Source organism: Streptomyces sp. NPDC052016 (genome assembly GCF_044548445.1).
Classification (GTDB): domain Bacteria; phylum Actinomycetota; class Actinomycetes; order Streptomycetales; family Streptomycetaceae; genus Streptomyces.
This window is the reverse complement of sequence record NZ_JBIUBX010000036.1, coordinates 24,726-40,189: the sequence shown is the minus strand read 5'-3', so window position 1 is coordinate 40,189 and position 15,464 is coordinate 24,726. Positions and strand designations below refer to the sequence as shown.

Here is a 15,464-nt window from a genome sequence, read left to right as displayed (position 1 = left end):
GCTCGTGGTCTCCCGGCCCTCGCGCGTCTCGGGTGCTACCTCAGGACGCCCGCGCCCGTCGAGGTCGCCAGCGTCGTCGGCAGGTTCTTCGCGGAGGACTCCAGGCCGGTCGTGAGGGTCGGGGTCCAGTTGACCGTCGTCTTCAGGTCCTTCGACGAGGCGGCGTTGTAGGCGGCGACCAGGTCGGTCACGGTGCCGTTGACGAGGTTGCCGCTGCCCTTGACCGAGCCGGTGCCGTCGCCGCTGAGGAGCTTGGCGGCCTTGGCGCCGGAGGGCAGCTTCCAGTAGTTGTTCTCCGCGACGACCTGCGCCTTGGCGCGGGAGTTGATGCTGTACTGCGGCGCGTACCCGTTGAGGGTCGTGACGTCGTAGTAGTTGTTGTAGATGTGGATCTGGCCGATCCGGGCCAGCGGGGCGCGCTGGATGATGCCCTTCCACACGTTGTGGTGGATGGAGACGCGCAGCTTGCCGACGCTGTCGGTGTCGCTGCTGCCGATCAGCATCGTCTTGTCGTGGTTGGTGAACTGGTTGTGCGAGACGGTCACCAGGTCGGAGCCCTTGGTGATGTCGAGGGCGCCGTCGTGGATCTGGTACTCGCGGCCGAAGTACGTCGGATTGGCGCTGTCGAAGTGCGGGGCGTCGGTGAAGGTGTTGTGGTCCGCCCAGACGTGGGTCGCACCGCGCAGGGTGACGGAGTCGTAGTTGGAGTTCCAGTTGCCGTCGTCGCCGTCGGTCGGGTCCCACTGCGGGAAGCAGTCCTCGGTGGCGGCGAAGGTGAGGTTGCGGACGATGACGTTGTCGACGTTCTGGATCTGGACCATGCCGCCGGTGATGCCGGCGTTGGTGCCGGGCACGCCCACGAGGGTGGTGTTGGCGGGAACCTTGAAGACGACGTTCTTCGCCTGCTTGGCCTGGGCGGCGGCGCGCGCCGTCTCCTGGGTGCCGGAGGGCAGCTTGGAGGTGCCGTAGGTGGCGGGGTCGTAGGCCTTCAGGTACGCCGACAGCGAGTAGCCGGTGCCGGACGCGTAGTCGGCGCAGGTCAGCTTCTTGCCGGAGTCGTCGGTGTTGGCGTCGATCACGCCGTTGATCTTGATGATCCGGGGGGTGGTGTCGGACGCGGACCCGAGCGCCTTCACGAGCTGGGCGCGGGTGGAGACGGTGAAGGTGTGCGCGGCGTCGGCCTTGGCGCCACCGGTCGTGCCCGTGCCGGAGGAGGCCCAGCCGTCCTTGGCGGCGAGCGTCTGGTGGTACAGGTCGACGGCACCGGCGTTCGCGTTCATCACGAACACGCCGGCACCGACCCCGGCCGCCGCGACGGCGGCGGAGACGACGAGGGTGCGCCGCTTACGGAGGGACCGACGGTGGGAGGGAGCTGCCACAGGGGGGAGTCCTTACGGGTCTGTCGAACAAGCCTTACGCCCCTCAGTGGCCGCCGCGGCATGCGGAGTTGCCGCCGGACGAGATTTTCTTCGCCGATTCTTCCCTCCTCCCCCCGGGGGCCCTGGTCGGTCGGCGCGACGATGTGCTGAACAGACCTTCGAACGCCGTCACCCCGGCCCTTTACACTTCCTGACGGTGTGTCGGCGCACGGACGGTGCGCCCGGGCGGAGGGGGCACGTGTGAATCGGCGTATCACCAGCGGTGGACGGAGAGCCGCCGTCGTGTTGCTCGCGGCGCTGCTCGGCGGCTCGGCCCTCCCCGCCGTTCCGGCCGCGGCCGTCCACGGCGCGGTCCCCGGTGACTTCAACGGGGACGGCTACCGGGACGCCGTGCTGCCGGCGCCGGGGGCGGACGTGGCGGGCAAGGAGGCGGCCGGTGCCGTCGTCGTGCTGTACGGGTCGAGGAAAGGGGTGTCGGCGACACGGCGGGCCGTCATCACCCAGAACACCGCGGGTGTGCCGGACACGGCCGAGGCGTTCGACTGGTTCGGCCTGACCACCGCCACGGCCGACCTGAATCGGGACGGGTACGCGGACCTGCTCGTCGGAACACCGTACGAGGACACGGCACGGGGCAAGGACGCCGGCTCGGTGACGGTGCTGTGGGGCAGCCGCGGCGGACTCACGTCGGGCACCGAGCTGCCGGCCGCGGCCGCGCCGGGCATGACTCAGTGGCGCCACGGCCTGGACATCTCCGTGATCCGCGGCGCCTCGGCCGCGCAGACCGAGGTCCTGGTCGCCGGCTGGGGCGGTGCCGTCCGTGTCACCGGCCCGTTCACCCGCACCGGCGGATACGGCACCGTCGCGGCCGAGTCGGGTGACTCCGGGATCGATTCGGTCGCGCTCGGCGACTTCGACGGCGACGGCTCCCCGGAGCGGGTGCACGTGACGTACGGCCAGAGCGGGCAGACCGGTGGCTGGGTCTACGTCGACCCGCACGAGCGCGACCCCGCCGCCGGACTCCCGCCCCGTCTCACCCACGGCAACGGCCATATCGCCGCCACGGGCGACGTGAACGGCGACGGCTACGACGATCTCGTCGTCGGCGACCCGGACGAGCCCGAAGTGGCGGGAGTGGACGGGGCGCTGGGCGGCCGCGTACTGGTCTGGTACGGCTCGGCCGCCGGTATCGCCGACGACGCCGTACCCGAGCAGCTCACACAGAACACCGTCGGGGTCCCCGACGCGAGCGAGAAGGGCGACGCCTTCGGGGGCGCCCTGACGGTGGCCGACCTCAACCGCGACGGACTGGCGGACATCGTGATCGGGGTGCCGTACGAGACCGTGGGCACGACGTGGTCCGCCGGCCAGGTGACCGTGATCCCCGGTCGGCGCACGGACGCCCTCGGCACCGGCGCGTACACGTTCGCCCAGGACACGGTGGGCGTCCCGGACGCCTCCGAGCCTGGCGACCAGTTCGGTATGACGGTCGCCGTGGGGGACGTGACCAGGGACGGCAGGCCGGAGCTGTTCATCGGCGGGACCGGCGAGAACGCCCACACGGGCGCCGTGTGGGTCCTCCCCGGATTCCCGGCCGGCCCGACGCCCGCCCGCAGCCGCGTGTTCGACGCCCCCTCGGTCGGCCTGCCCCAGCAGACCGGCACCGCACTGGGCGGCAACGGGCTGGGCTGGGTCATCTGACCACCGGAGGCGTACGGCCGTTGCCCTGCGCGGGACGGCCGTACGCCCCCGTTAGGTGTCAGCTCGCGGACGCCGTGGCGGAGGCCGTCGCGGACGCGCCCGGCTGGACGGCGTCGTCGGTGCCGTCGTGGGTCGCCTCCGGGTCGACGCCCACGGTGATCGACGCCTGCACGCCCTTCGCGATGTTCTTCTTGTCGTACTTCAGCTTGAGCAGACCGCCCTGCGTGCCGCTCTGGTCGTAGATGGTGTCCTCGGTGAGGGTGGTGCGCTCCGTGGTGCTGGTGGAGTACGGCGCCACCTCGGCGGAGGCGAGCACGGACTCCTCGTCGAAGAAGAACTGTCCGGTGTGGCAGGTGTGCCCGCCCTCGTACCCGGCGTCGGTCCACTCGCCGTCCACGTGCACCTTCGTGTGGATGTGCACGCACCGGCCCCGGTACCAGCCGGGGAAGACCGTCCTGAAGGTGACCCGGCCCTGCTTGTCGGTCCTCCAGGTCCCGCGCAGGTAGCGCTCGTCGTCGGTGGGCTCCTCGTGCATCCCGCCCCCGCCGGTTCCGCCGGACGGCGCACCCGTCGGCGGCTCACCGGTGGGCGTGCCGGTGGGGGTGCCCGAGGGAGCGCCGCCACCGCCGCCGCCCGTGGACAGGCTCTCGTACCCGGAGTAGATGCCCAGCGCGTCGCAGTGCCAGATGTCCACGGCGGCATCGCGCAGGGGCTCGCACGTCTCGGAGTCGATGACCTTGATGCCGAGGGTGAGGGGGATGCCCTCCTTGTCCTCGGTGATGTCCTGGCGGAGCTTGTCGGCGTCGATGTAGTAGGGGCCCTCGGTGGTCTCGGAGGTGAGCTTGTAACAGGTCTCGGCGCCGGTGGCGGTGCCCGTCGCCGACGTGCCGCCGCCCTTCGCCTTCGTCTCGCCGGCGAAGGCCCCGGCGGCGAGCGTGGCCCCCGCCCCCACGGCAACGGCCGCACCCGCGCCGGCGACGACGACCTTGCGGCGCGTCAGATCCCGTTTGTGCCTCGGTCCCTGCTGGTTCTCGATGTTTCCCGTCATGGGCAAGGAACCTAGGAGGACGGGCTGTCAGGAGCATGGAGAACGGCTGTGGAATCCCATGGATCCTTGGATCCATGGGACCTACTTGTGGGAGGGGACGATGAGCCCGGCACAGGACCCCTGCGGGACTCCCGTCCTGAGCGCCCTGGAAGCGTTCTACGCGCAGGGCATCGACGATCTCGCGGAGTGGAGCAGCAGCACGCTGGAGGACGCCCGAGCGAGGGGCCTGGACGACGTGGCCACCGTCGAGGTGCTGCGCGTCGACGAGTTCATGTCCGTCTACCTGGAGCAGATCCACAGCGTGCCTCCCGATCAGTGGGCGCGGTCACTCCCCCTGCCCGAGGGGCACCTGCGCTCCGCACTCACGGGCCGTGAGCTGGTCGACGTTCCGAGGACGGGCCGGCTCAACGTGCTCATGGACGGTCGGCTGTACGGAGCGGAGCGGCTGCCGCGTCACCTGTCCGCCGACCACCGGGAGTTGAAGGCTTCCCTCTGCTACGCCCACGACGTGATCTTCGAGGACCCCTTCGACGACGAGCACCACGCTCTCGTCGCGATGAAGGCCATCCAGGAGACCTTTCCCGACAAGGTCATGAAACCCGCCCTGGAGCCGGGTCTGTTCGTCCGCACCGTGCGCGCCCTGGCCGACCTCGCCCCGCTCGTCCGGGCCGGAACCGTCATGTTCATCCCCCGCCAGTTGACCGCCGACCCGCAGAGCATCGCGGTGGCCGGTTCCAGCTACGCGGGCATGGGGGGTGAGATCTCCCGCAAGGAGCTCGCCGAGCGCACGGTGCGTGCCTGGCTGCTGAGCGGCGGCCGCGCCGTGCCCCTCTTCGCCTCGGCCGACGAGGAAGCCGCCTTCCGCGATGCCGCCGCGCTCCTCGCTCCCCTGCTGCCCGAGCAGGAGAAGGGCTTCATGCACCGCCTGGCCGCCCTCGCGCTGCCGAACTGCGGGCAGCTCGACACCCGGCACATGCTGGAGATCCGGGAGGAGCCGCTCTTCACCAGCTTCCGGGCCCGGCAGCGTCAGGCCCTCGCCGTCGTCGGGGACGGCGAGGACACCGACGCGCTGAGGCTCTACCGGGAGGAGATGCGAGCCGCCGCCGACGAGACCAACCGCCTCAGCTCACGGGGGCTGATGTCGAAGTTCACCGTCCCGAAGGCCTTGGGCTGGCTGACCGGCTCCATGATCATGCAGCCGCCGAGCTGGACGGCGGCACTCGCGGCCTTCGGCGCGATCACCGCCCACTCCGCGGCGGAGGCCTGGTACGAACGGGACAGCGGCACCCGCGCCCTCCACCACCACTACGCGACTCTGGGTGCCGGAGAGGGCTGACGCAGCACGGCATCACCCACCGGTGGGGCGCCGGTGGGACTTCCCGCGCACGCGAAGACAGCACGCCTTGGGCGCACGCGAAGGGGGCCTGGAGCCGGTACCGGCTTCAGGCCCCCTTCGCGTCGTGCGTCGCCTACTTCGGCTGCGGCTTGCGCACCGTCAGGTGCAGCTCACGCAGCCGCGCCTCCTCCAACTCCGTCGGCGCGCCCATCATCAGGTCCTGGGCGTTGCCGTTGAGCGGGAAGGCGATCGTCTCGCGGATGTTGGGCTCGTCGGCCAGCAGCATGACGATGCGGTCCACGCCCGGGGCGATGCCGCCGTGCGGCGGGGCGCCGAAGCGGAAGGCGCGCAGCATGCCGGCGAACTTCTCCTCGACGGTCTCCCGGTCGTAGCCCGCGATCTCGAAGGCCTTGAGCATGATCTCGGGCTCGTGGTTCCGGATCGCGCCGGAGGACAGCTCGACGCCGTTGCAGACGATGTCGTACTGCCAGCCCAGGATGTCCAGCGGGTCCTGGGTCTCCAGGGCCTCCAGGCCGCCCTGCGGCATGGAGAACGGGTTGTGCGAGAAGTCGATCGCGCCGGTCTCCTCGTCCTTCTCGTACATCGGGAAGTCGACGATCCAGCAGAAGCGGAAGACGTTCTCCTCGAAGTGCCCGGCGCGCTTGGCGGCCTCGACCCGTACCGCGCCCATGATCTTCGAGACCTCGTCGAACTCGCCCGCGCCGAAGAACACGGCGTGGCCGGCCTCCAGGCCCAGACGCTCGGTGAGGACCTTGACGTTCTCCTCGGTGAGGAACTTGGCGATCGGGCCGGACAGCGCGCCGTCCGCGCCGACGCGCACCCAGGCCAGTCCCTTGGCGCCCAGGGTGATCGCGAACTCCCCGAGCTGGTCGAAGAACTTGCGGGGCTGGTCCTGGACGGCCGGGACCGGCAGCGCACGCACGTGCTTGCCGGCGAAGGCCTTGAACTCGGAGGCCTCGAAGACGTCCGTGATGTCGACCAGCTCGAGCTGGGCGCGCAGGTCCGGCTTGTCCGAGCCGTACTTCAGCATCGCCTCGCGGAACGGGATCCGCGGGAAGGGGGAGGTGACGTGGCGGCCGCCGCCGAACTCCTCGAACAGCTCGGTCATCAGCTTCTCGACCGGCTGGAAGACGTCCTCCTGCTCGACGAAGGACATCTCGATGTCGAGCTGGTAGAACTCGCCCGGCGAGCGGTCCGCGCGCGCGTCCTCGTCGCGGAAGCAGGGCGCGATCTGGAAGTAGCGGTCGAAGCCGGAGATCATCAGCAGCTGCTTGAACTGCTGCGGGGCCTGCGGCAGGGCGTAGAACTTACCCGGGTTCAGGCGGGAGGGGACGACGAAGTCACGCGCGCCCTCGGGGGAGGTGGCGGACAGGATCGGCGTCGCCATCTCGTTGAAGCCCAGCGCCGTCATCTTGTGCCGGATGGCGGAGATGACCGCCGTGCGCAGCATGATGTTGCGGTGCATGCGCTCGCGGCGCAGGTCGAGGAAGCGGTACTCCAGGCGGCGCTCCTCGTTGACGCCGTCCTCGGTGTTGATGGTGAAGGGGAGCGGGGCGGCCGCGCCGAGCAGCTCGACCTCACCGACCTCGACCTCGATCTCACCGGTGGGCAGGTCCGGGTTGACGTTCTCGGTGCCACGGGAGACGACCTTGCCGTCGACGCGGACCGTGGACTCCTTGGAGACCTTGTCCAGTGCCTCGTACGCGGGCGTGCCGGGGCGGGCGACCAGCTGCGTGATGCCGTAGTGGTCGCGCAGATCGATGAAGAGGATGCCGCCCAGGTCGCGCCGATTGTGCAGCCAGCCACTCAGCCGGACGTCGGTGCCGACGTCAGAGGCGCGGAGCTCGCCGCAGGTGTGGGACCTGTACCGATGCATCGTCGTTCATCCAGCCTTCGTGGATCGGGGGCACGTTTCACGTGAAACAACCCCCAGGGTACCGGGCGGGCCCCCATCGGCTCTCCCCACTTGTCCAGTCGTTGATCAGTGGCTTGCGCGGCGGGTGCTCGGTGGCACACTCCGACGGCCTCTTCTTAAAGTGGGGCAATGCGCACTGGTGAGGCCCTGCCCGCCGTGGGGGAGGTCCTCACCGCCCTCGCGACCGGCCTGTGGCACTGGAGTACGGCCACCGGGCTGGTCACGGTCGACGCCGAGGCGGCCCGGCTGCTCGGGCTGCCCGCCGAGGAGACGGTGCTCACCGAGGCCCAGACCCGGTCCCGTCTTCACCCCGTCGACTGGAACGAGATCACCGGTGTGGTCCAGCTCGCGGTCGCCGAGGGCACTCTCGCCGAGGTGCGTATCCGGATCATGGACGACCGGGGACGGGTCGTCCGGGTGGTGCGCAGCCGCTCCAAGCCGTCGTTCGACCCGGTGAAGAAGGCCTACGAGCTGATCGGGACCCTCCAGGAGGTCACCGAGCCCAGGCCGGGCACGCCCGCCGGACGGACCGCCGTCACCGGCGACTGGCGGCGCTCCCGGGAGGCGTTCCTGCTGGACGCGGGCCGGGCGCTGGCCGAGGCACGCTCCACGGCGGAGGTGCTGCGGGTCGCGGCGGGCCTGTCGATGCCCGGTTTCTCACCGGACGGTCTCGCCGTCTTCGGTGTGGAGGGAGACCGGCTGACGCTCATAGGGCATCACGGACACCGGCCCGGCGACGAGGCCCCCTTCACCCAGATGTCCCTCCAGACGGACTATCCGGCCGCCGAGGTCGCCCGCACCGGCCGGGCGGTCTACCTGTCGTCCCCCGAGCAGTACAGGTCGCGCTATCCGCTCACCTGGCCGATGGCCGCCCACTTCGGCCGCCGGTCGTGGGCGTTCCTGCCGTTGACGGTGGCCGGTCGCACGATGGGCGCCTGGATGGCCGCCTTCGCCTATCCGGTGGCGTTCACCCCCGACGAGCGGTCCGTCCTCACCACCGTGGCCCGGATGCTCGCCCAGGCCCTCACCCGGGCCGGTGCCGCCGAGACCCAGCGCGAGCTGACGGACGGCCTGCAGCGCTCGATGCTGCCCACGCTCGGCCCCGAGATACCGGGGATGACCCTCGCCGCCCGCTACATACCCACCGGGGGCGGCCTCCAGGTCGGCGGCGACTGGTACGACATGATCCCGCTGCCCGGAGGCAGGTTCGCGCTGGTCATCGGGGACGTCCAGGGGCACGACGTCCGCGCCGCCGGCCTCATGGGCCAGCTCCGGATAGCCCTGCGGGCGTACGCCGCCGAGGGCCACCGCCCCGATGCCGTCCTCTCCCGCGCCTCCCGCTTCTTCTACGGCCTCACCCACACCGACAAGGCCGACGCGTCCGCCGACCCGCGGTTCGCGACCTGTCTGTACGTCGAGGTCGACCCGGTCACCGGGGTCCTGGAGACCGCCCGGGCCGGCCATCTCGACCCGGCGATCCGGATGGCCGACGGCACGGTCATGGTCCGCGCCACGGCCGGTGGGCTGCCCCTGGGCCTCGACCCCGACTCCGACTACCCCACGACCCGCCTCGTCCTGGACCCCGGCGAGGCGCTGATGCTGTGCACCGACGGGCTGCTGGAGACGGGCGGGCACGACATCGACACCGGCTGGCGGCGGATCCGCACGATCCTGGAGGCGCACGAGGGCGACCTCGAGGAGCTGGCGGACGCCCTGGTCCAGGCGGTCCACGGGCCGTCGTCCCACCACACCACCGGCCCGTTCGCCGATCGGCGGGAGGACGACATCGCCGTCCTTCTCGTCTGCCGCCACGGCGAGGGCTGCGGGCTGGGCGCCGCCGTACCCGTACGGCCGGCGGTGCGGCGCACCATGCTGACGGTCGCGCAGGCCGAGCCCGAGCGGGTCGCCGAGGCCCGTCAGCAGGTACGCGAGCTGCTGCACGACTGGACCTGCGGCGAACAGATCGACTCGGCGGTGCTGCTGGTCTCCGAGATGCTGACGAACGTCCTCGTGCACACGGACACCGACGCGCTGCTGGTCGCCGAGGTGACCGGCGGGCCCGGCGAGCGCCGGATGCGGATCGAGGTCACCGACAGCAGCGACGACCTCCCCCACAAGCGCCGCCCCGGCGAACTGGCCTCCTCGGGCCGCGGCCTGGTCCTCATCGAGCTGCTCGCGCACGACTGGGGGGTGGCACCGCGCGGCGAGGGCAAGAGCATCTGGTTCGAGCTCTACGAGCCCGACGGCTCGGGCGGGGACGCGGCGGGGGGCGCGGCCGCGGCCTGGTCGGGGGCGTAACGCTCCCGCAGCTCGTACGCGACCCCGAACGCCGCCGCCGTCAGCGGTACGGCGAGCAGCATGCCGAGGATCCCGGCGACGGACGCCCCCGCCGTGATCGTGACCATCACGACCGCCGGATGCATCTGCACGGTCCGGCTCTGGATCATCGGCTGGAGGACGTGCCCCTCCAGCACCTGCACGGCGAGCACCACTCCGAGCGCCCACAGCGCGATGACGAACCCGCGGTCGGCGAGCGCCACGAGCACGGCGACGGCACCGGAGAGGAAGGCGCCGAGGTAGGGGATGTACGCCCCGACGAAGACGAGCGCACCGAGTCCCACCGCGCCGGGGACGTCGAGGACGAGCAGCCCGACGGTGATGCACACGGCGTCGATGAAGGCGATCAGCGTCGTCCCGCGCATGAAGCCCTCGACGGCGTGGAAGGCCCTGCGCGCCATGGACTCCACGGAGTCCGCGGTGCCGCGCGGCGCGACCGCCCGCAGGGCGCCGACGGCCCGGTCGGAGTCGCGCAGGAAGAAGAAGACGAGCAGCAGCGCGAGCACGGCCATGGCGATGGCCTCGCCCACGACGCTGACCCCGCTGATGACACCGGACGCCGCGGTCCCCCCGAACTTGCCCAGCAGCTCACGGGCGTTGGCGGCGATGTCGTCCAGTGAGGTCCCGGCCGCCCCGAAGTGCCGGGTGACGTCCCGCGCGGCGCTCCGCAGCGACGCGACGATCTGGTCCCCGCTGTCGACGAGCGCGGCGACGACGATGTAGATGGCTCCGCCGACCACACCCACGACGGCCACACAGGTGACCCCGGCGGCCACCGACCGGTTGACCTTCGCCTTGACCAGCCGCCGGTGGAACGGCCCGAGCAGCGCGGCCCCGAGCAGTGCGAGCAGCACGGGCACGACCGCCGTCCGGAGCACCGCACAGAGGCGGATCCCGACGTAGACGACACCGGAGACGAGCAGGGCGACGGCGCACCAGGCGGCGAGCCGGCGGACGGGGTCGGGGAGCAGGGGCACGGGTCCAGCGCATCACGCGCCCACCCGGTTGTCCTGCGCGGACGGCCCGCGCGGGTGACGGAGTGTCACCCGCGCGGGCCGTCGGGGCCGGGGCGGACCGGCTGAGGGGTGCTCAGGCCTCAGGCCCGCTCTCCGTCATCCCGTGGACCGCCGGGATGGTGCCCAGACGGCCCTTCTGGAAGTCCTCGAAGGCCTGCATGAGCTCGTCCTTGGTGTTCATGACGAACGGGCCGTAGTGGACCATGGGCTCGCGGATGGGACGGCCGCCCAGGAGGACGACCTCGAGGTCGGGCGTGTGGGAGTCCTGCCGCTCGTCGGCGCGGACGGTCAGGGAGGAGCCCGCGCCGAAGACCGCCGTCTGGCCCAGGTGGATCGGGCGGCGCTCCGCGCCGACCGAGCCCTTGCCCGCGAGGACGTACGCGAGGCCGTTGAAGTCCTCGCGCCAGGGCAGGGTGATCTCCGCGCCCGGCGCCAGCGTCGCGTGGATCATCGTGATCGGCGTGTGCGTGATGCCGGGGCCCGCGTGTCCGTCCAGTTCACCGGCGATGACGCGCAGGAGCGCGCCGCCGTCGGGGGACGTCAGCAGCTGGACGTTGCCGCCGCGGATGTCCTGGTAGCGCGGGGCCATCATCTTGTCCTTGGCCGGGAGGTTCACCCACAGCTGCAGGCCGTGGAAGAGGCCGCCCGACATGACGAGGTGCTCCGGCGGCGCCTCGATGTGCAGCAGACCCGAGCCGGCCGTCATCCACTGGGTGTCGCCGTTGGTGATGGTGCCACCGCCGCCGTTGCTGTCCTGGTGGTCGAAGATGCCGTCGATGATGTAGGTGACGGTCTCGAAGCCGCGGTGCGGGTGCCAGGGGGTGCCCTTGGGCTCTCCCGGCGCGTAGTCCACCTCGCCCATCTGGTCCATCATGATGAACGGGTCGAGGTGGCGGTAGTGGATCCCGGCGAACGCACGGCGCACCGGGAAGCCCTCGCCTTCGTAACCGCTGGGCGCGGTCGTGACGGTGAGCACGGGACGTGCCACGGCGTCGGCCGGCGCGGTCACACGGGGCAGCGTCAGCGGGTTCTCGACGGTCACTGCGGGCATGTCGGTACCTCCTTGGGCGGCGTGCGTCCCAGATTAGTTGAGCGTTGAACTTTCTGCCACCCAGAACGACGAAAGCCCGGAGGACATTCCCTCCGGGCCCGGGCGTCAAAGGAGCGGCTTCTAGCCGTACATCCGGCGCATCGCGAAGTCGACCATCTGCTCGACCGCCTTCGCGTCGAAGACCATCCGGTGCTCGCCCTCCATGTCGAGGACGAAGCCGTAGCCGGTGGGCAGCAGGTCGAGCACCTCGGCACCCGTGATCACGAAGAACTTGGACTCCTTGCCCGCGTACCGGCGCAGCTCCTTGAGGGTGCTGAACATCGGGATCACCGGCTGCTGGGTGTTGTGCAGGGCGAGGAAGCCGGGGTTGTCGCCGCGCGGGCAGTAGACCTTGGAGGTCGCGAAGACCTGCTGGAAGTCCTCCGCGGCCATCTGCCCGGTGGTGAAGGCCCGCACCGCGTCCGCGAGCGAGGGCGGGGACGGCTCGGGATACAGGGGCGGCTGCTGCCCGTAGCCGCCGGCCATGGGCTGCTGCGGCGGGGCGTACTGCTGCTGAGCGCCGACGTTCTGGTCGTAGCCGTACATGGGCGCAAGCGTACCGACAGCGGCCGCGCGGGCGGGCGGGTACGGGGGTCCTGGCGAACCGACAGCAAGTCGACAGCCAGGGCGCTGGTTTCCGACAGCCGCCGCTCATAGCGTCTGTCGTGTCGAGGGGGTGCCCGACACGGCGCCACACGAGCAAGGGGACAGCCATGCACCGACACGACGGCGACGAGGTCCACGAGCACGACAGGGGCCTCTCCCACGACTTTCCCGTCCTCGCCCGCCGCCGCATGATCCGGCTGATGGCGGGGGCGAGCCTGATCCCGCTGGTGGGCTGCAGCGCGCAGGAGGAGACCCCGGCGTCCTCCTCTTCCTCCTCCTCGGCCGCCTCGTCCGGCGGTTCCCCTTCCTCCTCCTCGGCCGCCGAGTGCGCGACCGTCCCGGACGAGACCGCCGGCCCCTTCCCCGGCGACGGCTCGAACGGGGTGAACGTCCTGAAGGAGAGCGGTGTCGTCCGCAGCGACATCACCAGGAGCTTCGGCGACTCCGCGGGCGGCACCGCCGAGGGCGTTCCCCTGACCGTCACGCTGACGGTCGTGGACGCCGCCTCGGGCTGCGGCACCCCGAAGAAGGGGGCCGCCGTCTACCTCTGGCACTGCGACCGGGACGGCAACTACTCCCTGTACTCCGAGGGCGTCACGGAGGAGAACTACCTGCGGGGCGTCCAGGAGACGGACGACAAGGGCCGGGTCACCTTCACCAGCGTCTTCCCCGGCTGCTACGCGGGCCGCTGGCCGCACATCCACTTCGAGGTCTACGGCAGCCTAGCGGACGCCACCGCGGCGCGGTCCCTCACGAACACCTCCCAGCTGGCCTTCCCCGAGGAGGCCTGCGAGGCGGTGTACGCCTCCGACGGCTACGGCGAGAGCGTGCGGAACCTGAGCGGCCTCTCGCTGGAGACCGACGGCGTCTTCGGCGACGGCCACGACCGGCAGCTGGCCACGATGACGGGCGGCGTCACGGAGGGCTACACCGCGACGCTGACGGTTCCGGTGTGACCTGTCACAGATACGGGATCGGGGTTGCGTCTTATTACTGACGGGTAGCATCATCGTAGCTACTTGTTGGTACGTGAACTAGCGCGAGGATCCAGTGCCTCGCCGATCTCTCTACGGAGCCGGGAGCCGTCGCCATGGGGCACTACAAGTCGAATCTCCGCGACATCGAGTTCAACCTCTTCGAAGTACTCGGGCGCGACAAGCTGTACGGCACCGGCCCGTTCGAGGAGATGGACACCGAGACCGCCAAGAGCATCCTCGAGGAGCTGACCCGCCTCTCCGAGAACGAGCTCGCGGAGTCCTTCACGGACGCCGACCGCAACCCGCCGGTCTTCGACCCGGAGACCAACACCGCGCCGGTCCCCGCCTCCTTCAAGAAGAGCTACCAGGCCTTCATGGACTCCGAGTACTGGCGTCTCGGCCTGCCCGAGGAGATCGGCGGCACCACCGCCCCGCCGTCGCTGATCTGGGCCTACGCCGAGCTCATCCTCGGCGCCAACCCGGCCGTGTGGATGTACTCCTCCGGCCCGGCCTTCGCCGGCATCCTCTTCGACGAGGGCAACGAGGTCCAGAAGAAGATCGCCCAGATCGCCGTCGAGAAGCAGTGGGGCTCCACCATGGTCCTCACCGAGCCGGACGCCGGCTCGGACGTCGGCGCCGGCCGCACCAAGGCGGTCCAGCAGGAGGACGGCTCCTGGCACATCGAGGGCGTGAAGCGGTTCATCACGTCCGGTGAGCACGACATGTCGGAGAACATCCTCCACTACGTGCTCGCCCGCCCCGAGGGCGCCGGCCCCGGCACCAAGGGCCTCTCCCTCTTCCTCGTCCCGAAGTACCTCTTCGACGTCGAGACCGGCGAGCTGGGCGAGCGCAACGGCGTCTACGCCACCAACGTCGAGCACAAGATGGGCCTGAAGGCCTCCAACACCTGCGAGATGACCTTCGGCGACCAGCACCCCGCCAAGGGCTGGCTCATCGGCGACAAGCACGACGGCATCCGCCAGATGTTCCGCATCATCGAGTTCGCCCGCATGATGGTCGGCACGAAGGCCATCTCCACGCTGTCCACGGGCTACCTCAACGCGCTCGAGTACGCCAAGGAGCGCGTCCAGGGCCCCGACCTGGCGAACTTCATGGACAAGACCGCCCCCAAGGTCACCATCACCCACCACCCCGACGTCCGCCGCTCGCTGATGACGCAGAAGGCGTACGCGGAGGGCATGCGCGCCCTCGTCCTCTACACGGCCTCCATCCAGGACGCGATCGCCGTCAAGGAGGCCGCGGGCGAGGACGCCAAGGCCGAGCACGCGCTCAACGACCTGCTCCTGCCGATCGTCAAGGGCTACGGCTCCGAGAAGGGCTACGAGCAGCTCGCCCAGTCGCTCCAGACCTTCGGCGGCTCCGGGTTCCTCCAGGAGTACCCGATCGAGCAGTACATCCGCGACGCCAAGATCGACACCCTGTACGAGGGCACCACCGCCATCCAGGGCCAGGACTTCTTCTTCCGGAAGATCGTCCGCAACCAGGGCGCCGCGCTGAACTCCCTCGCCGAGGACATCAAGAAGTTCCTGGCCCTCGGCACCGGCGGCGAGGAGCTGGCGGGCGCCCGCGAGCACCTGGCCAAGGCGGCCGTCGAGCTGGAGGCGATCGTCGGCCTGATGCTGACCGACCTCGCGGCCACCGAGCAGGACGTCAAGAACATCTACAAGGTCGGTCTCAACACCACCCGTCTGCTGCTGGCCTCCGGCGACGTCGTCGTCGGCTACCTGCTGCTCAAGGGCGCGGCGGTCGCCGCCGAGAAGCTGGAGACGGCCTCCGCCAAGGACAAGGCCTTCTACACCGGCAAGATCGCGGCGGCGAAGTTCTTCGCGGCCAACGTCCTGCCGGGCCTCACCCTGGCCCGCAAGGTCGCCGAGGGCGTCGAGCTGGACCTCATGGAGCTCGACGAGGCCGCCTTCTAGCCCGACTTCGGCACGCCTGCCGGTCCGACTTCGGCACGCTTGCACCGAAGCACACACCGTCCACACGAGGGCCCGCTCCTTTCGCCAGGAGCGGGCCC

General features: G+C 70.6%; 11 protein-coding genes. 5 read left to right on the top strand and 6 right to left on the bottom strand.

Going from position 1 to position 15,464, the window contains the following annotated elements; translation table 11 throughout:
• Nucleotides 1–35 precede the first annotated feature (35 nt).
• Complete coding sequence (locus tag ACIHAR_RS35355) at nt 36–1,379, bottom strand: polysaccharide lyase family 1 protein (protein WP_400023304.1); 1,344 nt, start codon at nt 1,377–1,379, stop codon at nt 36–38.
• 282 nt (nt 1,380–1,661) lie between these two features.
• On the opposite strand from ACIHAR_RS35355, the gene ACIHAR_RS35350 reads away from it, so the two are divergent.
• A complete protein-coding gene (locus tag ACIHAR_RS35350) occupies nt 1,662–3,080 on the top strand; it encodes a VCBS repeat-containing protein (protein ID WP_400023303.1) in 1,419 nt (472 codons plus the stop codon).
• A gap of 58 nt (nt 3,081–3,138) precedes the next feature.
• Here the strand turns inward: ACIHAR_RS35350 and ACIHAR_RS35345 are convergent, their stop codons facing one another.
• Nucleotides 3,139–4,128 (bottom strand): intradiol ring-cleavage dioxygenase, encoded by a 990-nt coding sequence (locus tag ACIHAR_RS35345; RefSeq protein WP_400023301.1) that lies wholly within the window; start codon nt 4,126–4,128, stop codon nt 3,139–3,141.
• 100 nt (nt 4,129–4,228) lie between these two features.
• On the opposite strand from ACIHAR_RS35345, the gene ACIHAR_RS35340 reads away from it, so the two are divergent.
• A complete protein-coding gene (locus ACIHAR_RS35340) occupies nt 4,229–5,464 on the top strand; it encodes a hypothetical protein (RefSeq protein WP_400023299.1) in 1,236 nt (411 codons plus the stop codon).
• A gap of 133 nt (nt 5,465–5,597) precedes the next feature.
• Here ACIHAR_RS35340 and aspS read toward each other — a convergent pair whose 3' ends face one another.
• Complete coding sequence (gene aspS / locus ACIHAR_RS35335; RefSeq protein WP_365463372.1) at nt 5,598–7,361, bottom strand: aspartate--tRNA ligase; 1,764 nt, start codon at nt 7,359–7,361, stop codon at nt 5,598–5,600.
• 168 nt (nt 7,362–7,529) lie between these two features.
• Between aspS and ACIHAR_RS35330 the strand changes: the two genes are divergently transcribed.
• Nucleotides 7,530–9,698, top strand: a complete 2,169-nt coding sequence (locus ACIHAR_RS35330) for a SpoIIE family protein phosphatase (RefSeq protein ID WP_365463369.1) — start codon at nt 7,530–7,532, stop codon at nt 9,696–9,698.
• Here ACIHAR_RS35330 and ACIHAR_RS35325 read toward each other — a convergent pair.
• From ACIHAR_RS35325 to ACIHAR_RS35315, 3 genes are all read right to left on the bottom strand, one after another.
• The gene (locus ACIHAR_RS35325) at nt 9,632–10,714 is read right to left on the bottom strand and encodes an AI-2E family transporter (protein WP_365463366.1); all 1,083 of its coding nucleotides are present in this window, start codon (nt 10,712–10,714) and stop codon (nt 9,632–9,634) included. The two genes, ACIHAR_RS35330 and ACIHAR_RS35325, sit on opposite strands and share 67 nt — an antisense overlap.
• Nucleotides 10,715–10,826: 112 nt before the next feature.
• Nucleotides 10,827–11,804, bottom strand: coding sequence for a pirin family protein (locus ACIHAR_RS35320; protein ID WP_365463363.1), 978 nt, complete (start codon nt 11,802–11,804; stop codon nt 10,827–10,829).
• Between the two features lie 120 nt (nt 11,805–11,924).
• The gene (locus tag ACIHAR_RS35315) at nt 11,925–12,389 is read right to left on the bottom strand and encodes an SseB family protein (RefSeq protein ID WP_400023296.1); all 465 of its coding nucleotides are present in this window, start codon (nt 12,387–12,389) and stop codon (nt 11,925–11,927) included.
• 167 nt (nt 12,390–12,556) lie between these two features.
• Here ACIHAR_RS35315 and ACIHAR_RS35310 point away from each other — a divergent pair, with 167 nt between their 5' ends.
• Nucleotides 12,557–13,405 carry an intradiol ring-cleavage dioxygenase gene (locus tag ACIHAR_RS35310; RefSeq protein WP_365463357.1) on the top strand — a complete coding sequence of 283 codons (849 nt, stop codon included), beginning with the start codon at nt 12,557–12,559 and terminating at the stop codon, nt 13,403–13,405.
• 134 nt (nt 13,406–13,539) lie between these two features.
• Nucleotides 13,540–15,366 (top strand): acyl-CoA dehydrogenase, encoded by a 1,827-nt coding sequence (locus tag ACIHAR_RS35305; RefSeq protein WP_400023295.1) that lies wholly within the window; start codon nt 13,540–13,542, stop codon nt 15,364–15,366.
• Nucleotides 15,367–15,464 lie beyond the last annotated feature (98 nt).

What these genes read in the sequence shown, in the direction of transcription:
- ACIHAR_RS35320 (WP_365463363.1), bottom strand. Translation starts at nt 11,804, where the DNA reads ATGCCCGCAGTGACCGTCGAGAACCCGCTGACGCTGCCCCGTGTGACC.
- ACIHAR_RS35305 (WP_400023295.1), top strand. Translation starts at nt 13,540, where the DNA reads ATGGGGCACTACAAGTCGAATCTCCGCGACATCGAGTTCAACCTCTTC.
- ACIHAR_RS35310 (WP_365463357.1), top strand. Translation starts at nt 12,557, where the DNA reads ATGCACCGACACGACGGCGACGAGGTCCACGAGCACGACAGGGGCCTC.
- ACIHAR_RS35340 (WP_400023299.1), top strand. Translation starts at nt 4,229, where the DNA reads ATGAGCCCGGCACAGGACCCCTGCGGGACTCCCGTCCTGAGCGCCCTG.
- ACIHAR_RS35345 (WP_400023301.1), bottom strand. Translation starts at nt 4,128, where the DNA reads ATGACGGGAAACATCGAGAACCAGCAGGGACCGAGGCACAAACGGGAT.
- aspS (WP_365463372.1), bottom strand. Translation starts at nt 7,361, where the DNA reads ATGCATCGGTACAGGTCCCACACCTGCGGCGAGCTCCGCGCCTCTGAC.
- ACIHAR_RS35315 (WP_400023296.1), bottom strand. Translation starts at nt 12,389, where the DNA reads ATGTACGGCTACGACCAGAACGTCGGCGCTCAGCAGCAGTACGCCCCG.
- ACIHAR_RS35330 (WP_365463369.1), top strand. Translation starts at nt 7,530, where the DNA reads ATGCGCACTGGTGAGGCCCTGCCCGCCGTGGGGGAGGTCCTCACCGCC.